Below are 16,133 nucleotides of genomic sequence, written 5' to 3'. Positions count from 1 at the left end.
CTGCTCACCGGCGGGCCCGGCTGCGGCCCAGTGCCCACCCGGCCAGCCCGGACAGCACGAGCAGCCCGGCGACGACCAGCCCGGCACCCGCGACGTGGCCGGCGGTCCAGAGCACCGCCCAGCGGTCGTCGAACGACAGGGTCAGCCGGCTCTCGTAGGCGGTGTCGGCCGGCAGGGGCGTGTAGGCGCCCCAGCCGCCGTCCGTGCGCGATCCCGGCCGGTTCGCCCGCCAGAACAGCGCGACGCCCAGCGCGCACAGCGCCGCCCCGAGGGACAGCACCAGCCGGGGCGCCGCGCGCCTCACGCGGTGAGCTCCGCCGTCCACCGGTCGGCGGCCGCCCGCAGCGCGGCGACGTCCGGCCCGGCCTGCAGCACGTCCCGCGAGACGGTGGGGACGACGGCCCGCCCGGTGCCGAACAGTCGGCGCAGGTCGGCCACCGACCCGCCCTGAGCACCCAGGCCCGGGGCGAGCACCGGGCCGCCCAGCCCGTCCAGGTCGACGTCCAGGTCGGGCAGCGTCGCACCCACCACGACGCCGAAGGAGCCCGTGGTCGCGCCCCAGCGGCCCTGCAGGTCGCGCACCGCGGCGACGTCGGGCAGCGGGTCGCCCACCACCCAGCCGGGGGTGTTCCAGCTCCGGACGGTGTCCACCACGACCTGGGCGGCGCTGCGGGGGCCGACCATCGCGTGCTGCAGCGTACCGGCGTCCGGGTTGGAGGTGCGGGCCAGCACGAACAGCCCGCCACCGGTCCAGTGGGCGGTGTCCACGGCCGGTTGCAGGGAGCCCGGCCCGAGGAAGGGGCTGACCGTCAGCGCGTCCACCGCGAGCGGGTGGTCGGGGCGCAGGTAGTCGGCGTAGGCGTCCATCGTCGAGCCGATGTCCCCGCGCTTGGCGTCCAGCAGGACCAGCGCCCCGGCGGACCGGGCGCGGGCGACGGCGTCCTCCAGGGCGGCCAGCCCGCGGGAGCCGTGCCGCTCGTAGAAGGCCAGCTGCGGCTTGAGCACGGCGACGTGGCCGGCCAGCGCGTCGACCACGGTGTCGGTGAACCGGGCCAGCCCGTCGGGGCTGTCGGGCAGGCCCCAGCGCTCCAGCAGCGGCACGTGCGGGTCGATGCCCACGCAGAGCGGTCCGCGGGCGGCGACGGCGTCGGCCAGCCGCTGACCGAACGGGAGAGTGCTCACGCCGCCACCGCCCGGGGCAGGGTGGCGCCCAGCTCGTCGGCGCAGGCGCGGGCCAGGAACGGGTCGGCGAACGCCCCGGAGGCGGTCTGCACGGCGTCGGCCCCCAGGTCGTACAGCGCCTGGAACGAGGCGGGGTCGGTCACCCCGCCCATCGCCAGCACGTCGAACCGGGCGCTCCCGGCGTCCCGGAGCGCGACCAGCCGCCGGGTGAAGTCCAGCGCCGAGTCACGGACCGCGACGCCGGACAGCCCGGCGAGGTCCCGGCCGGGGAAGGTCGCCTGCCCGTCGCTGCGCCGGACCCGGCTCTGCAGCGTGTTGATCCCGGCGATGCCGTCGACCAGCGGCGCCAGCCGCGGCACCAGCGCCGCCAGGGCCCCCTCGTCCAGCCAGGAGAGCTTGGCCACCAGGCCGGTGCGGTCGTCCAGCGCCCGGCGCACGCCGGCCACGACGGCCAGGGTCGCCTCCGGGTCCAGGCACAGCGGCGGCTTCACCCCGGACGAGGACCGGCTCAGCGAGTTGGGGCAGGACAGGTTGAGCTCGACCACCGGGGCGCCGGCCTCCTCGGCCAGCTGCGCGGTGCGCGCGAAGTCGGCGACGAGGGCGTCCAGCTGCGGGGTGGGCGAGTCGTAGTCGTCGCCCATCACGCTGACCAGCAGCAGCTGGTCCTCGGCCAGCTCGGCCAGCGCGCGGCCGAGGTCGGCCATCCACTCCTCCGGCGGCAGCGAGGGGACGCCGAAGGAGTTGACCGTGCTCACCGACGGGGAGCCGGGTGGCACCCAGTCCCACGGGTCGGCGGTCACCGCACCGGCCGCGCCGGGCGGCAGGCTCGTCGTCTCCCGGGCCGCGTACACCCAGTTGGGCTGGGCGTTCGGCTCGTGGGCGCGGCTGCGCACCGTCTTGTAGCTGAGCACGTTGAACCCGTTGCCGCCGAGGTAGCGGACCCACTCCTCGCCGCCGGTCAGCACGCAGGCCGGCACCCCGATCGGGAAGCCGATGGTGCGGCCGAGCAGCGGCCACCGGCGGCCGGCGACCACCGGCCGGGTGGGCAGCCGTGGCCCCGGCGGGGTGGCGATGTTCTCCCGGAAGCCGCCCCGCACGTCGTAGGCCGGGGCGCGCACGCCGAGCCCGGCCAGCACGTCGGAGTGGCCGGCGAAGTACAGGACGCGCACCAGCAGCGATTCGTCCGCGGCGGTGACCGTGCCCGCCTCCAGCCGGGCGGCCAGGTCCCCGGCCGCCGCGGCCAGCGCGGCCCGCTCGGCCTCCGGCGGCGACCCGAACCGGGTGGCCCCGGCCAGGAACGCCGCCGGCAGCCCCGCGGTCAGCCGGCGGCCGACCAGCTCCTCGCGCAACCGCGCGACTGCGCCGTCCGGGGAGCTCACACCCTCGTCCCGTCCCCCACCGCCGCCTGCGCGGCGGCCAGTGCGCGGTGCAGGTCCTGCAGGCTGCGCACCCCGAGGTCACCGCGGCGCAGGGCCTCGACGCCCTGCACGGTGGCGGCCATCCCCTGCACCGTGGTGATGCAGGGGATCCCGGCGCCCACCGCGGCCGCCCGGATCTCGTAGCCGTCCAGCCGGGGGCCGCTGTTGCCGGGCGTGCCGAACGGGGTGTTGACCACCAGGTCGATCTCCCCGGCCAGGATGCGCTCGACCACGTTGCCCGGGCCGTCGGAGAACTTGCCGACCACCTCACAGGCCACCCCGTTGCGGCGCAGCACCTGCGCGGTGCCGACCGTGGCCAGCACCCGGAAGCCCAGGTCGGCCAGCCGCTTGACCGGGAAGACCGCCGCGCGCTTGTCCCGGTTGGCCAGCGACACGAACACCGTGCCACCGGTGGGCAGGTCGCCGTAGGCGGCGGCCTGGGACTTGGCGAAGGCCGTGCCGAACTCGGCGTCGATGCCCATCACCTCGCCGGTGGACTTCATCTCCGGCCCGAGCACGGTGTCCACGCCCTGGCCCTCGATCGTCCGGAACCGGTGGAAGGGCAGCACTGCCTCCTTGACCGCGATCGGACCCTCGACCGGCAGGTCGGTGCCGTCGCCGGTGGCCGGCAGCACCCCGTCCGTGCGCAGCTGGGCGATCGTCTGGCCGACGGCGATGCGGGCCGCGGCCTTCGCCAGCTGCACCGCGGTCACCTTGGACACGAACGGCACGGTGCGGCTGGCCCGCGGGTTGGCCTCCAGGACGTACAGGACGTCGTCCTTGAGCGCGTACTGCACGTTCATCAGCCCGCGCACGCCGATCCGGGCGGCGAGCGCCTCGGTGGCCCGGCGGATGGCGGCCAGGTCGGCGCCGCCCAGGGTGATCGGGGGCAGCGCGCACGCCGAGTCGCCGGAGTGGATGCCGGCCTCCTCGATGTGCTCCATGACCCCGCCCAGGTAGAGGTCGGTGCCGTCGTAGAGCGCGTCGACGTCGATCTCGATGGCGTCCTCGAGGAACCGGTCGACCAGCACCGGGTGGTCGGCGCTCACGTCGGTGGCCCGGCGGATGTAGGCCTCCAGCGTGTCGTCGTCGTAGACGATCTCCATGCCGCGCCCACCGAGCACGTAGGAGGGCCGCACCAGCACCGGGTAGCCGATCGACGCCGCGATGGCGGTCGCCTCGCCCGACGTCGTCGCCATGCCGTGCTTCGGGGCGAGCAGCCCGCAGTCGGAGAGCACCCGGGAGAACTCGCCGCGGTCCTCGGCGGCGTCGATCGCCTCCGGGGACGTGCCGAGCACGGGGACGCCGGCGTCCTTGAGCCGCTGCGCCAGGCCCAGCGGGGTCTGCCCGCCCAGGGTGCAGATCACCCCGGCGACCGGGCCGGCGGCGCGCTCGGCCTCCACGACCTCCAGGACGTCCTCGAACGTCAGCGGTTCGAAGTACAGCCGGTCGGCGGTGTCGTAGTCGGTGGAGACGGTCTCGGGGTTGCAGTTGACCATCACCGCCTCGTAGCCGGCGTCCTGCAGGGCCATGACCGCGTGCACGCAGGAGTAGTCGAACTCCACGCCCTGGCCGATCCGGTTCGGGCCGGAGCCCAGGATCAGCACCGCGGGCCGCTCCCGCGGCTCGACCTCGGTCTCGGAGTCGTAGGAGGAGTAGTGGTACGGCGTGCGGGCGGCGAACTCGGCGGCGCAGGTGTCGACCGTCTTGTAGACCGGCCGGATGCCCAGCCGCCAGCGCAGCGTCCGGACGCCGTCCTCGCCGGCCAGCTCGGGGCGCAGCGCGGCGACCTGCCGGTCGGACAGGCCGTGCCGCTTGGCCCGGCGCAGCAGCTCCGGGGTGAGCGAGGGCGCCTCCCGGACCTGCTCGCCGATCTCGTCGACCATGGCGATCTGGTCGACGAACCACGCGTCGAAGCCGCTGGCCTGGGACACCTGCTCGACGGTGGCCCCGGCGGCCAGTGCCCGCTGGGCGGTGTAGAGCCGGCCGTCGACGGGGGTGCGCAGCTGCTCCAGCAGCGCCGCGGCGTCCGCGGCCGGTGCCGTGTCGGTCCAGAAGCCGGCCGCCGACGTCTCGGTCGAGCGCATCGCCTTGCCGAGGGCCTCGGTGAAGTTGCGGCCCATCGCCATGACCTCGCCGACGCTCTTCATCGTCGTGGTCAGCCGCGGGTCGGCGCCGGGGAACTTCTCGAAGGCGAAGCGCGGGATCTTCACCACGACGTAGTCCAGCGACGGCTCGAACGAGGCGGGGGTGACCCCGGTGATGTCGTTGGTGATCTCGTCGAGGGTGTAGCCGATCGCCAGCTTGGCGGCGATCTTGGCGATCGGGAAGCCGGTCGCCTTGGAGGCCAGCGCGGAGGACCGCGACACCCGCGGGTTCATCTCGATCACCACGAGCCGGCCGGTCTCCGGGTGGACGGCGAACTGGATGTTGCAGCCGCCGGTGTCCACCCCGACCTCGCGCAGCACGGCGATGCCGACGTCGCGCATCTGCTGGTACTCGCGGTCGGTGAGGGTCATCGCCGGGGCGACGGTCACCGAGTCACCGGTGTGCACGCCCATCGCGTCGATGTTCTCGATCGAGCAGATGACCACCACGTTGTCGCTGCGGTCGCGCATCAGCTCGAGCTCGTACTCCTTCCACCCGAGCACCGACTCCTCGATGAGCACGGTGTGCACCGGTGAGTCGGCCAGCCCGTGGCCGGCCATCCGGCGCAGCATCGGCTCGTCGGTGGCGATCCCCGAGCCCAGCCCGCCCATGGTGAAGCTGGGCCGGATGACGACCGGGTAGCCGACCTCCTCGGCGGTGGCCAGCGCCTCCTCGACCGTCGAGCAGACCGTCGAGCGGGGGGCGTCGGCGCCGATGGAGCGGACGATGTCCTTGAACTTCTGCCGGTCCTCGCCGCGGTTGATCGCGTCGACGTCGGCGCCGATCAGCTGGACGCCGTACTTCTCCAGCACGCCGTTCTCGTACAGCCCGATGGCGATGTTCAGCGCCGTCTGACCGCCGAGGGTCGCCAGCAGCGCGTCGGGGCGCTCGGCGGCGATGACCCGCTCGACGAACTCCGGGGTCAGCGGCTCCACGTAGGTGGCGTCGGCGACCTCGGGGTCGGTCATGATCGTCGCCGGGTTGCTGTTGACCAGGCTCACGCGCAGGCCCTCGGCCTTGAGCACCCGGCAGGCCTGGGTGCCGGAGTAGTCGAACTCGCTGGCCTGGCCGATCACGATCGGCCCGGAGCCGATCACCAGCACGTGCTGGAGGTCCGTCCGCTTGGGCATCTCAGGCCCCCTTCTCGCCGGTGGTGTCCTGCACGGTCAGTGGGGGGCTGACCGCTTGCCCGCGCTCGCGCTCGGCCGCCATCAGGTCGACGAACCGGCCGAACAGCGGGTTGGCGTCGTGCGGGCCGGCCGCGGCCTCGGGGTGGAACTGCACGCTGAACGCCGGGGTCTCCAGCAGCCGCAGGCCCTCGACCACCTGGTCGTTGAGGCCCACGTGGCTGACCTCGACCGGGCCGAACGGGGTGTCGGTCGGCCGGTCCAGCGGGGCGTCGACGGCGAAGCCGTGGTTGTGGCTGGTGACCCGCACCGTGCCGCTCACCCGGTCCAGCACCGGCTGGTTCAGGCCGCGGTGGCCGAAGCGCAGCTTGTAGGTGCCCAGCCCCAGCGCCCGGCCGAGGATCTGGTTGCCGAAGCAGATGCCGAACAGCGGACGGCGGGCCTCGAGCACCCCGCGCACCGCCTCGACCGCGTAGTCCGCAGCGGCCGGGTCGCCGGGTCCGTTGGAGACGAAGACGCCGTCCACGCCGTGCTCGAGCAGCTGCTCGGCGGTCGCGGTGGCCGGCAGCACGTGGGTCTCCACGCCGAGCTCGGCCAGGTAGCGCGGGGTGGCGGTCTTGATGCCGAGGTCGAGAGCAGCGATGGTGAACCGCTTCTCCCCCACCGCCGGGACGACGTAGGGCTCGCTGGCGCTGACGCCCGGCGCGAGGTCCGCGCCGCTCATGCTGGGGCTCCCGGTCACCCGGGCCAGCAGCTCGTCGGCGCCCAGCTCGGTGCTGATGCCCGCGCGCATGGCACCGCGGTCGCGCAGGTGCCGGGTCAGCGCACGGGTGTCGATCCCGCTGATCCCCACCACGCCCTGGGCGACCAGCTCGTCGTCCAGGCTGCCGGTGGCCCGCCAGTTCGCCGGGCGGCGGGCGGGGTCGCGCACGACGAAGCCGGCCACCCACATCCGGCGGCTCTCGTCGTCCTCGCCGTTGACGCCGGTGTTGCCGACGTGCGGGGCCGTCATCGTGATGATCTGACCCGCGTAGCTCGGGTCGGTCAGCGTCTCCTGGTAGCCGGTCATCCCGGTGGAGAACACCGCCTCGCCGACCGTCGTCCCGGTCGCGCCGTAGGAGTCGCCCCGGAACGTCCGTCCGTCCTCGAGGACCAAGATCGCACTCACTTCGTTGCCTTTCCGTCGAGCACGGTCGGCACGCCCCGCAGGAACGTGGCGACCACCCGGCCGGGGAGCTCCCGGCCGGCATAGGGGCTGTTGCGGCTGCGGCTGGCCAGCGCAGCCGGGTCGACGGTGGCCCGGTGCGTGGGGTCCAGCAGCAGCAGGTTGGCCGGCTCGCCGACGGCGAGCGGGCGGCCGTGCCCGTCCAGGCGGCCGATGGCCGCGGGGCGGACCGACATGCGATCGGCGACGCCGCGCCAGTCCAGCAGGCCGGGCTCGACCATGGTCTGGACGACGATCGCGAGCGCCTGCTCCAGGCCGAGCATCCCCGGCCGGGCGGCGGCCCACTCGCTCTCCTTGTCCTCCACCGCGTGCGGGGCGTGGTCGGTGGCGACGGCGTCGATCGTGCCGTCGGCCAGCCCGGCCCGGAGCGCCTGGACGTCGGCGTCGGTGCGCAGCGGCGGGTTCACCTTGAACACCGGGTCGTAGGTCTCCGCGCACTCGTCGGTGAGCAGCAGGTGGTGCGGCGTCACCTCGGCGGTCACCTGCACCCCGCGCGACTTCGCCCAGCGCAGGATCTCCACCGACCCGGCGGTGGAGACGTGGCAGACGTGCAGCCGCGCCCCGACGTGACCGGCCAGCAACACGTCCCGGGCGATCACCGCCTCCTCGGCCGCGGCCGGCCAGCCGGTGAGCCCCAGCCGCGCGGAGCGGTCGCCCTCGTTCATCTGCGCGCCGACGGTGAGCCGGGGCTCCTCCGCGTGCTGGGCGACGACGCCGTCGAGGGCCTTGACGTACTCCAGCGCCCGGCGCATCAGCGCAGGGTCGGCCACGCAGTGCCCGTCGTCGGAGAAGACGCGCACCCGGGCGGCGGAGTCGGCCATCGCGCCGAGCTCGGCCAGCCGCTCGCCGCGCAGGCCGACGGTGACCGCCCCGACCGGGACGACGTCGACCAGCCCGGCCTGCTGGCCCAGCCGCCAGACCTGCTCGACGACGCCGGCGGTGTCGGCGACCGGGTCGGTGTTGGCCATCGCGTGCACCGCGGTGAACCCGCCCAGCGCCGCGGCTCGGCTGCCGGTCTCGACGGTCTCGGCGTCCTCCCGGCCCGGCTCGCGCAGGTGGGTGTGCAGGTCGACCAGCCCGGGCAGCGCGACCAGCCCGGAGCCGTCCACCACCTGGGCGCCGTCCGCAGGCAGGTCGGTGCCGACGGCGGCGATCACGCCACCGTCCAGCAGCAGGTCGACGGCTTCCTCGCCGTACGGGCGGGCGCCCTTGATCAGCGTGCTCATTCGGGTGCGCCTCCCAGCAGCAGGTACAGGACGGCCATGCGCACGCTGACGCCGTTGCCGACCTGGTCGACGATCGTGGAGCGGGCGGAGTCGGCCACCTCGGCGGCGATCTCCATGCCGCGGTTCATCGGGCCGGGGTGCATGACGATCGCGTCGTCCGGCAGCGCCGCCATCCGGTGGGCGTCCAGGCCGTAGCGCCGGCTGTACTCGCGGGCGCTGGGGAAGAACGAGGCGTTCATCCGCTCGGCCTGCACGCGCAGCATCATCACCACGTCGGCCTTGGGCAGCACGGCGTCCAGGTCGTAGCTGACCGTCACCGGCCAGCTGCCCACGCCCACCGGCAGCAGCGTCGGCGGGGCGACCAGGGTCACCTCGGCGCCCAGGGTGGACAGCAGCCAGACGTTGGAGCGGGCCACCCGGCTGTGCAGCACGTCGCCGACCACCGCCACCCGGACGCCGTCCAGACGGCCCAGCCGCTGCCGGATCGTGTAGGCGTCCAGCAGCGCCTGGGTGGGGTGCTCGTGGGTGCCGTCCCCGGCGTTGACCACGCTGCCGCGGACCCAGTGCGCGAGCCGGTGCGGCGCCCCGGAGGCCCCGTGCCGGACGACGATGCCGTCGGCCCCCATCGCCTCCAGGGTGAGCGCGGTGTCCTTGAGGCTCTCGCCCTTGGAGACGCTGCTGCCCTTGGCGGAGAAGTTGATGACGTCGGCGCTCAACCGCTTGGCGGCCAGCTCGAAGCTGATCCGGGTGCGGGTGGAGTCCTCGAAGAAGAGGTTGACCACGGTGCGCCCGCGCAGGGTCGGCAGCTTCTTGACCTCACGGCCGGCCAGCGCCTGCTCGATCTGCGCCGCGGTGTCCAGCACGAGGGTCGCGTCGGCCCGGTCCAGGTCGCCGGCCTCCAGCAGGTGCCGCTTCACCGGTCGCCCCCGGTGACCAGCACCTCGTCCAGCCCGTCGATCTCGGCCAGGTGCACCTCGACCTTCTGGCTGCGCGCGGTCGGCACGTTCTTGCCCACGTAGTCGGCGCGGATCGGCAGCTCCCGGTGGCCGCGGTCGACCAGCACGGCGAGCTGGACGGCGCGCGGCCGGCCCAGGTCGCGCAGCGCGTCCAGCGCCGCCCGCACCGAACGGCCGGAGAACAGCACGTCGTCGACGAGGACGACCAGCCGGCCGTCGATGCCGGCCTCGGGCAGCCGGGTGTCCTCCAGCGCGCGCACCCCGCGCAGCCGCAGGTCGTCGCGGTAGAGGGTGATGTCGACGGTGCCGACCTCGACGGGCTGCTGGGAGAAGGACTCGACGCGGGCGGCCAGCCGGCGGGCCAGCGGGGCGCCGCGGGTGGGGATGCCGACCAGCACGAGGTCGGCGAGGGAGTCCCCGGCCTTCTCGATCAGCTGGTGGGCGATCCGGTCGACGACGCGGGCGACGTCGTCCGCGGTCAGCAGCGCGGCCGGCTGGGCGGGCGTGGGTGGTGCAGACAGCTCTGATGACGGCGCCGGGCGCTCGGTCATCGCAGCCTCCTTCCCCGCCTCACGGGACGGGTCGTTAAAGGAGTTCGCCGTCGTCGGCCGGGACGGCCGGCGACGGAGGTGGACCGACGGCGACGGTACTGCACCCGCCGAGGTGACCCACGTCGCGCCCGCCGGTCCGCCCGCGGGAGGAGATCTGACCCGAACGGGGCTCCTGACTGTCGCCGCCCAGGGAAGCCAAGTACTCTGCGTGACGAGCACGGTCCCATTACGACGACAGTCAGTGAGCAGAGGTCATGAGCACCGACTACTCCAGGGCGCTGGGCGCCCGCCTGCGGGCCATCCGCAACCAGCAAGGGCTGTCGTTGCAGGGCGTGGAGGACAAGTCCCACGGACGGTGGAAGGCCGTCGTCGTCGGCTCCTACGAGCGCGGCGACCGCGCGGTCACCGTCCAGCGACTGTCCGAGCTGGCTGTCTTCTACGGCGTCCCGGTCTCCGAGCTGCTGCCCGACCCGCGGCCCAGCTCCGCGGTCACCAAGAGCACCAAGATCGTGCTGAACCTGGAGTCGCTGGGCTCGCTGCCCGCCGACGAGGCCGGCCCGCTGGCCCGCTACGCCTCCACCATCCAGGCGCAGCGCCACGACTACAACGGCAAGGTGCTGTCCATCCGCGCCGAGGACCTCAAGTCGCTGGCGATCATCTACGACATGAGCCCCGACGAGCTGACCACCCGGCTCATCGAGTGGGGCGTGCTCTCCCCCGGCGCAGACGGCGTCGGCTACGCCACCGAGGACGACGACGAGCCGTCCTGGGGCGGCGACCGGCGGCGCTCCCCCCGCTGACCCGACCGACGCACAGAGGCCCCACCCGGTGAGCGGGCGGGGCCTCTGTGCGTATCGGCGCGCGCGAGATCTGCGATCTCGTGGCGTCCTACCGGCCGAGGTCCCCGAGATCGCAGATCTCGGTGGGTCGGGTGGCGTCGCGTGTCGACAGCAGCAACTGCTCAGTCGGCCTGAGGACGACGGGCCCACTCCGAGGTCCGGAGCGGGCCCGTCGGTGTCGCTGGGGCCTCAGGTGGGGATCTCGGCCCGCACGATGCCGCCGAGGACGCCGTTGACGTAGGCCGGTGAGTCGTCGGTGGACAGCGCCTTGGCCAGCTCCACCGCCTCGTCGATGACCACCGCGTCGGGCACGTCGTCGACCCACAGCAGCTCGTAGACCGCCATCCGCAGGATGGCGCGGTCCACGTCGGGCAACCGGTCCAGCGACCAGCCCGAGGCGTGCTGCTCGATCAGCTCGTCGATCCGGGGCTGCTGCTCCACGGCCCCCTCGACCAGCCGGACGGCGTGCTCGGGCACCGGCGGGTTGCCGTCGGCGACCCGCTCGCGGAGCAGGGCCAGCGGGTCGTCGCCCCGCAGGTCGGCCTCGTACAGGACGTCGACCGCGCGCTTGCGTGCCTTGGAACGGGCTGCCACGAGGTCAGCTGACCCGGCCGAGGTAGCGACCGTCGCGGGTGTCGACCTTCAGCTTCTCGCCGGTGGTGATGAACAGCGGGACCTGGATCTCCGCGCCGGTCTCCAGCGTGGCCGGCTTGGTGCCGCCGGTGGAGCGGTCGCCCTGCAGGCCCGGGTCGGTGTGGGACACCACGAGCTCCATGGTGACCGGGAGCTCGACGTACAGCGGGGTGCCGTCGTGCACCGCCACGATGACCTCGGTGTTGTCCAGCAGGTAGTCCGCGCCGCCGCCGACGGTCACCTCCGGCACGTAGATCTGCTCGAAGGTGTCGCCGTCCATGAAGACGAAGTCGGTGCCCTCCTTGTACAGGTAGGTCATCGAGCGCTTGTCGACCGTCGCCGTCTCCACCTTGGTGCCGGCGTTGAAGGTGCGGTCGACGACCTTGCCCGAGAGCACGTTCTTCAGGGTGGTACGGACGAACGCCCCGCCCTTGCCCGGCTTCACGTGCTGGAAGTCGGTGACGGTCCAGAGCTGACCGTCGAGGTTGAGGACGATGCCGTTCTTGAGGTCGTTGGTGGTAGCCATCTAGAGGACCAGCAGTTCCTTGCTCGTGAGGGTCAACAACTCGGGCTCGTCGTCCGTGACGACCAAGGTGTCCTCGATCCGGACACCGCCGTGGCCGGGCAGGTACACCCCGGGCTCCACGGTGACGGCCATGCCAGCGGCCAGGGTACCTGCGCCCAGTGCCGAGATGGCCGGAGCCTCGTGGATCTCCAGCCCCACCCCGTGCCCGAGCCCGTGGGTGAAGTGCTCACCGTGGCCGGCGGCGGCGATGACGTCACGAGAGGCGGCGTCCACCGCGGTGACGTCCGCGCCGACCGCGAGGGCCGCCCGGCCGGCGGCCTGGGACTCCGCGACCAGCTGGTACACCTCCCGCTGCCAGTCCGCGGCGTGCCCGAGCACCAGCGTGCGGGTCATGTCGGAGTGGTAGCCGTCGACGGTGGCGCCGAAGTCGAGCTTGAGGAAGTTGCCCTCGCGCAGCTCGGTGCCGTCGGGCCGGTGGTGCGGGATCGCCGAGTTCGCGCCGGCGGCCACGATCGTCTCGAAGCTGGGCGCCTCCGCGCCCAGCGCCAGCATCCGGGCGTCGAGCTCGCGGCCCACCTGCAGCTCGGTGCGCCCCGGCCGCAACGCGCCCTCGGCGGCCAGCTCGGCCAGCGCCTGGTCGGCGACCGCGCAGGCCCGGCGCAGCGCCTCGACCTCGCCGTCGTCCTTGATCGCGCGCAGCGTCTCCACCGTCCGCCGGACGCTGACCAGCTCGACCGCGGAGCCGGCCTCGCCGATCAGCCGCTCCAGGCCGCGCAGCTCGTCGACGGTGACGACGTGGGACTCGAAGCCCAGCCGGGTCGCCCCACCGGCCAGCGCGGCCCGGGCCAGCGCCGGCATGGTGCCGCGGTCGACCAGCACCTCCACGTCGGGCACCTGACTCGCCGCCTGGGTGGTGTACCGGCCGTCGGTGCCGAACAGGTCACGGCCGTCGGTGCGCAGCAGCAGCGCCCCGTTGGAGCCGGTGAACCCGGTCAGGTACCGCACGTTGAGCAGGTTGGTGACCAGGACGGCGTCCAGCCCGTTGGCCGCCGCGGTCTGGCGCAGCCGCTCGCGGCGGGCCGCCTCGCGCGAGGTGTCCCGGCTCATCGCACGCCCTTCCCGGCCAGGTAGCGCAGCGCCAGCTCGTAGCCGGTCACCCCGAGCCCGACGATCGTGCCGTCGGCGACGGCGGAGACGTAGGAGTGGTGCCGGAAGCCCTCGCGGGCGTGCACGTTGGTGATGTGCACCTCGACCACCGGCGCGGTGACCGCGGCCAGCGCGTCGCGCAGCACCACCGAGGTGTGCGACCAGCCGCCGGGGTTGATCACCACCGCGTCCCCGGCGTCGGTCGCGTCGTGCACCCAGCCGAGCAGCTCCGCCTCGGAGTCGGTCTGCCGGACGACGACGTCCAGCCCCAGCTCGGTGGCGGCAGCGCCGATCAGCTCGACCAGCTCGGCGTGCGTGGTCGAGCCGTACACCTCCGGCTCGCGGGTGCCGAGCCGGCCGAGGTTGGCGCCGTTGAGCACCTGGATCGTCATGCTTCCTCCACAGCTGCCCAGGCGGCGTCGAGCCAGGCCTGGTCGGGGTCGGTCAGGATCGTCGGGGCGCCGAGCCCGTCGAGGACGACGAAGCGCAGCGAGGCGCCGCGGGCCTTCTTGTCCAGCCGCATCACCGCCTGCAGCTGCTCCCAGTCGCCGCGGTAGGTGGTGGGCAGGCCCATCGCGGAGATCAGCTCACGGTGCCGGTCGGCGTCGGCACGGGACAGCCGGCCGGCCTGGGCGGCGAGCTCGGCGGCGAACACCAGCCCGACCGCGACGGCCTCCCCGTGCCGCCAGCCGAAGTCCTCGACCCGCTCGATGGCGTGCCCCAGGGTGTGCCCGTAGTTGAGGAACTCCCGGCGGCCGGTGTCGTAGAGGTCCTCCCCCACCGCGTCGGCCTTGACCTGCACGGCGCGGGCGATCAGCTCGGCGGTGTCCCGCCGGCCGGTCGGGTCGGTGCCCAGCAGCTCCAGGATGCGGCCGTCGGCGATGAAGCCGCACTTGACCACCTCGGCCAGGCCGGCGCGGAGCTCCGCCTCCGGCAGCCCGGCCAGCGCGTCGGTGTCGGCGAGCACCGCGGCCGGCGGGTGGAAGGCCCCGACCAGGTTCTTGCCCGCAGCGGTGTTGATGCCGGTCTTGCCGCCGACGGCGGCGTCGACCATGGCCAGCAGGCTGGTCGGCACCTGCACGACACGGATGCCGCGGGTCCAGGTCGCGGCGAGGAAGCCGGCCAGGTCGGTGACCGCTCCCCCGCCCACGCCGACGACCGCGTCGGACCGGGTGAGGCCCAGCCGGCCGAACTCCTCCCAGGCGCCGGCGGCGACCTCGGCGGTCTTGGCCGCCTCGCCGTCGGGGACGACCACCGCCTCGGCGGCGATCCCGGCCTGCTGCAGCGTCTCGACCGCGGCACCGGCGGCGGCGGCCAGCGAGCGGCTGTGCACGACCGCCGCGCGGGCGATGCCGTCGAGCACCAGCCCGAGCCGGGACTGCACGCCCGGGCCGATCAGCACGTCGTAGGGGCGGTCCCCGGCGACGGTGATCCGGTGGACGTCGGGGTTCACGGGGCCTCCTGTCCCACGGCGGCCAGCACGTCGGCCACCACCTCGTCGACGGACCGGCCGCCGGTCGCGACGGTCAGCGTCGCCACCTCGGCGTAGAGCGGCGCGCGGGCCTCCAGCATGGTGCGCAGCATGGCGCGTGGGTTGACCGCCAGCAGCGGCCGGTCCCGGGACAGGCCCACCCGCCTGGCCGCCGACGACACATCGACGTCCAGCCAGACGACTGCCCCGCCGGCCCGTCCGTGGGCGACCAGCAGCTCGCGGGTGGCCGCGCTGGTCACCGCGCCACCACCGAGGGCCAGCACGCCGCCGTGCTCGGCGAGCGCGCGGGCGACCGCCTGCTCCTCCAGCGCCCGGAAGTGCGGCTCGCCGTGCTGGACGAACAGGTCGGCCACCGTCGTCCCGGCCTGCGCCTCGACGTCGGCGTCGGTGTCCCGGAAGGCCACGCCCAGCGCCGCGGCCACCGCCGTGCCGACCGTCGTCTTGCCGGCCGCGGGCGGCCCGACGACGACCAGGGCGGGTCCGCTCACCGGTAGGTGAGCGCGTCGAGGTAGCCCTGCACGTTCCGCCGGGTCTCCGCGACCGAGTCGCCGCCGAACTTCTCCAGCACCGCGTCGGCCAGCACCAGGGCGACCATCGCCTCCATCACCACGCTGCCGCGGGGCACCGCGCAGGCGTCGCTGCGCTGGTTGATCGCGACCGCGGCCTCGCCCGTGGCGGTGTCGATGGTGGCCAGCGCGCGGGGCACGGTGCTGATCGGCTTCATCGCGGCCCGGACCCGCAGCGCCTCGCCGTTGGTCATGCCGCCCTCGATGCCGCCGGCCCGGTCGGTGCGCCGGGAAAGCCGGTCCCCGTCGACGTCGATCTCGTCGTGGGCGACCGAGCCGCGCCGGCGGGCGGTCTCCAGCCCGTCCCCGACCTCCACCGCCTTCACCGACTGCACGCCCATCAGCGCGCCGGCCAGCCGGGAGTCCAGCCGCCGGTCCCAGTGCACGTGGCTGCCCAGGCCCGGCGGGAGTCCGTGGACGACGACCTCGATCACCCCGCCCAGGGTGTCGCCGGACTTCCGGGCATCGTCGATCTCGGCGACCATCCGCTCGCTGGTGGCCGGGTCGGCGCAACGCACCGGGTCCTCGTCCAGCCGCGGGTTGTCCTCCGGACCTGGCAGCACACCGTCGGGCACGGTCACCGGCCCGATGCCCACCACGTGGCTGACCACCCGCACACCGAGCACCTGGTGCAGGAAGGCCTGCGCGACCGTGCCCAGCGCGACCCGCGCCGCGGTCTCCCGGGCGCTGGCGCGCTCCAGCACCGGGCGGACGTCGTCGAAGCCGTACTTCTGCATGCCGGCCAGGTCGGCGTGCCCGGGCCGGGGCCGGGTGAGCGGGGCGTTGCGCGCCTGGCCCTCCAGCACCTCCGGGTCCACCGGGTCGGCGGACATGACGCTCTGCCACTTCGGCCACTCGGTGTTGCCGATCTGGACGGCGATCGGACCGCCCTGGGTCACCCCGTGCCGGACGCCGCCGGTGAGGGTGACCACGTCCTCCTCGAAGCTCATCCGCGCGCTGCGGCCGTGGCCCAGCCGGCGACGGGTGAGCTGGGCGTCGATGTCGGTGGTCTGCACCCGCACCCCGGCGGGCAGCCCCTCCAGCAGAGCGGTCAGCTGCTGACCGTGCGACTCGCCTGCGGTCAGCCAACGCAACATG

The 16,133-nt window shown here is 74.1% G+C and carries 16 protein-coding genes; 1 reads left to right on the top strand and 15 read right to left on the bottom strand.

All coding sequences use genetic code 11. The features are described from left to right. Positions 1-4: 4 nt before the first annotated feature. Genes HLA93_RS07275 through pyrR form a run of 8 tightly spaced genes read right to left on the bottom strand, consistent with a single transcriptional unit; the run spans position 5 to position 9,833 of the window. On the bottom strand, positions 5-304 hold the full coding sequence (locus HLA93_RS07275; RefSeq protein ID WP_222193667.1) for a hypothetical protein: 300 nt from the start codon (positions 302-304) through the stop codon (positions 5-7). After that, the gene (gene pyrF, locus HLA93_RS07270; protein ID WP_222193666.1) at positions 301-1,182 is read right to left on the bottom strand and encodes an orotidine-5'-phosphate decarboxylase; all 882 of its coding nucleotides are present in this window, start codon (positions 1,180-1,182) and stop codon (positions 301-303) included. Before pyrF ends, HLA93_RS07275 begins: the two co-directional genes overlap by 4 nt. Further along, on the bottom strand, positions 1,179-2,561 hold the full coding sequence (locus HLA93_RS07265; RefSeq protein WP_308127993.1) for a dihydroorotate oxidase: 1,383 nt from the start codon (positions 2,559-2,561) through the stop codon (positions 1,179-1,181). The genes pyrF and HLA93_RS07265 overlap by 4 nt, the downstream gene beginning before the upstream one ends. After that, positions 2,558-5,878 (bottom strand): carbamoyl-phosphate synthase large subunit, encoded by a 3,321-nt coding sequence (gene carB, locus HLA93_RS07260; RefSeq protein WP_222193665.1) that lies wholly within the window; start codon positions 5,876-5,878, stop codon positions 2,558-2,560. Before carB ends, HLA93_RS07265 begins: the two co-directional genes overlap by 4 nt. 1 nt (position 5,879) lies before the next feature. Further along, positions 5,880-7,043: a glutamine-hydrolyzing carbamoyl-phosphate synthase small subunit gene (carA, locus tag HLA93_RS07255; RefSeq protein ID WP_222193664.1), complete on the bottom strand. Its 1,164-nt coding sequence runs from the start codon at positions 7,041-7,043 to the stop codon at positions 5,880-5,882. Beyond that, positions 7,040-8,326 (bottom strand): dihydroorotase, encoded by a 1,287-nt coding sequence (locus HLA93_RS07250; RefSeq protein WP_222193663.1) that lies wholly within the window; start codon positions 8,324-8,326, stop codon positions 7,040-7,042. The genes carA and HLA93_RS07250 overlap by 4 nt, the downstream gene beginning before the upstream one ends. Continuing rightward, on the bottom strand, positions 8,323-9,243 hold the full coding sequence (locus tag HLA93_RS07245) for an aspartate carbamoyltransferase catalytic subunit (RefSeq protein WP_222193662.1): 921 nt from the start codon (positions 9,241-9,243) through the stop codon (positions 8,323-8,325). The genes HLA93_RS07250 and HLA93_RS07245 overlap by 4 nt, the downstream gene beginning before the upstream one ends. Beyond that, entirely contained in the window at positions 9,240-9,833 is a 594-nt protein-coding gene (pyrR, locus tag HLA93_RS07240) for a bifunctional pyr operon transcriptional regulator/uracil phosphoribosyltransferase PyrR (RefSeq protein ID WP_222193661.1), read from the bottom strand. The genes HLA93_RS07245 and pyrR overlap by 4 nt, the downstream gene beginning before the upstream one ends. A gap of 254 nt (positions 9,834-10,087) precedes the next feature. On the opposite strand from pyrR, the gene bldD reads away from it, so the two are divergent. Continuing rightward, positions 10,088-10,633: a transcriptional regulator BldD gene (bldD, locus tag HLA93_RS07235; RefSeq protein ID WP_222193660.1), complete on the top strand. Its 546-nt coding sequence runs from the start codon at positions 10,088-10,090 to the stop codon at positions 10,631-10,633. Between the two features lie 228 nt (positions 10,634-10,861). Here bldD and nusB read toward each other — a convergent pair whose 3' ends face one another. From nusB to aroC, 7 genes are read right to left on the bottom strand one after another with little or no spacing between them, the layout of a single operon-like run. Next, the gene (gene nusB, locus HLA93_RS07230) at positions 10,862-11,266 is read right to left on the bottom strand and encodes a transcription antitermination factor NusB (protein ID WP_222193659.1); all 405 of its coding nucleotides are present in this window, start codon (positions 11,264-11,266) and stop codon (positions 10,862-10,864) included. 4 nt (positions 11,267-11,270) lie between these two features. After that, complete coding sequence (gene efp / locus HLA93_RS07225; RefSeq protein WP_222193658.1) at positions 11,271-11,831, bottom strand: elongation factor P; 561 nt, start codon at positions 11,829-11,831, stop codon at positions 11,271-11,273. Continuing rightward, positions 11,832-12,938: a M24 family metallopeptidase gene (locus HLA93_RS07220; protein WP_222193657.1), complete on the bottom strand. Its 1,107-nt coding sequence runs from the start codon at positions 12,936-12,938 to the stop codon at positions 11,832-11,834. It abuts the gene before it with no gap. Continuing rightward, a complete protein-coding gene (aroQ, locus tag HLA93_RS07215) occupies positions 12,935-13,369 on the bottom strand; it encodes a type II 3-dehydroquinate dehydratase (protein WP_222193656.1) in 435 nt (144 codons plus the stop codon). Before aroQ ends, HLA93_RS07220 begins: the two co-directional genes overlap by 4 nt. Further along, positions 13,366-14,430, bottom strand: coding sequence for a 3-dehydroquinate synthase (gene aroB / locus HLA93_RS07210; RefSeq protein ID WP_222193655.1), 1,065 nt, complete (start codon positions 14,428-14,430; stop codon positions 13,366-13,368). The genes aroQ and aroB overlap by 4 nt, the downstream gene beginning before the upstream one ends. Further along, positions 14,427-14,957 carry a shikimate kinase gene (locus HLA93_RS07205; protein ID WP_222193654.1) on the bottom strand — a complete coding sequence of 177 codons (531 nt, stop codon included), beginning with the start codon at positions 14,955-14,957 and terminating at the stop codon, positions 14,427-14,429. Before HLA93_RS07205 ends, aroB begins: the two co-directional genes overlap by 4 nt. Then, positions 14,954-16,132, bottom strand: coding sequence for a chorismate synthase (gene aroC, locus HLA93_RS07200; RefSeq protein WP_222193653.1), 1,179 nt, complete (start codon positions 16,130-16,132; stop codon positions 14,954-14,956). The genes HLA93_RS07205 and aroC overlap by 4 nt, the downstream gene beginning before the upstream one ends. Between the last annotated feature and the right edge of the window lies 1 nt (position 16,133).

The sequence above is a fragment of the Modestobacter italicus genome, assembly GCF_019799965.1.
Classification (GTDB): Bacteria; Actinomycetota; Actinomycetes; order Mycobacteriales; family Geodermatophilaceae; genus Modestobacter; species Modestobacter italicus_A.
This window is presented reverse-complemented; position numbering and strand designations above follow the sequence as displayed.

Excerpts from the sequence above, each read along its gene's own strand:
- pyrR (WP_222193661.1), bottom strand. The coding sequence starts at position 9,833 with ATGACCGAGCGCCCGGCGCCGTCATCAGAGCTGTCTGCACCACCCACG.
- carB (WP_222193665.1), bottom strand. The coding sequence starts at position 5,878 with ATGCCCAAGCGGACGGACCTCCAGCACGTGCTGGTGATCGGCTCCGGG.
- aroC (WP_222193653.1), bottom strand. The coding sequence starts at position 16,132 with ATGTTGCGTTGGCTGACCGCAGGCGAGTCGCACGGTCAGCAGCTGACC.
- HLA93_RS07220 (WP_222193657.1), bottom strand. The coding sequence starts at position 12,938 with ATGAGCCGGGACACCTCGCGCGAGGCGGCCCGCCGCGAGCGGCTGCGC.
- HLA93_RS07250 (WP_222193663.1), bottom strand. The coding sequence starts at position 8,326 with ATGAGCACGCTGATCAAGGGCGCCCGCCCGTACGGCGAGGAAGCCGTC.
- bldD (WP_222193660.1), top strand. The coding sequence starts at position 10,088 with ATGAGCACCGACTACTCCAGGGCGCTGGGCGCCCGCCTGCGGGCCATC.
- efp (WP_222193658.1), bottom strand. The coding sequence starts at position 11,831 with ATGGCTACCACCAACGACCTCAAGAACGGCATCGTCCTCAACCTCGAC.
- aroQ (WP_222193656.1), bottom strand. The coding sequence starts at position 13,369 with ATGACGATCCAGGTGCTCAACGGCGCCAACCTCGGCCGGCTCGGCACC.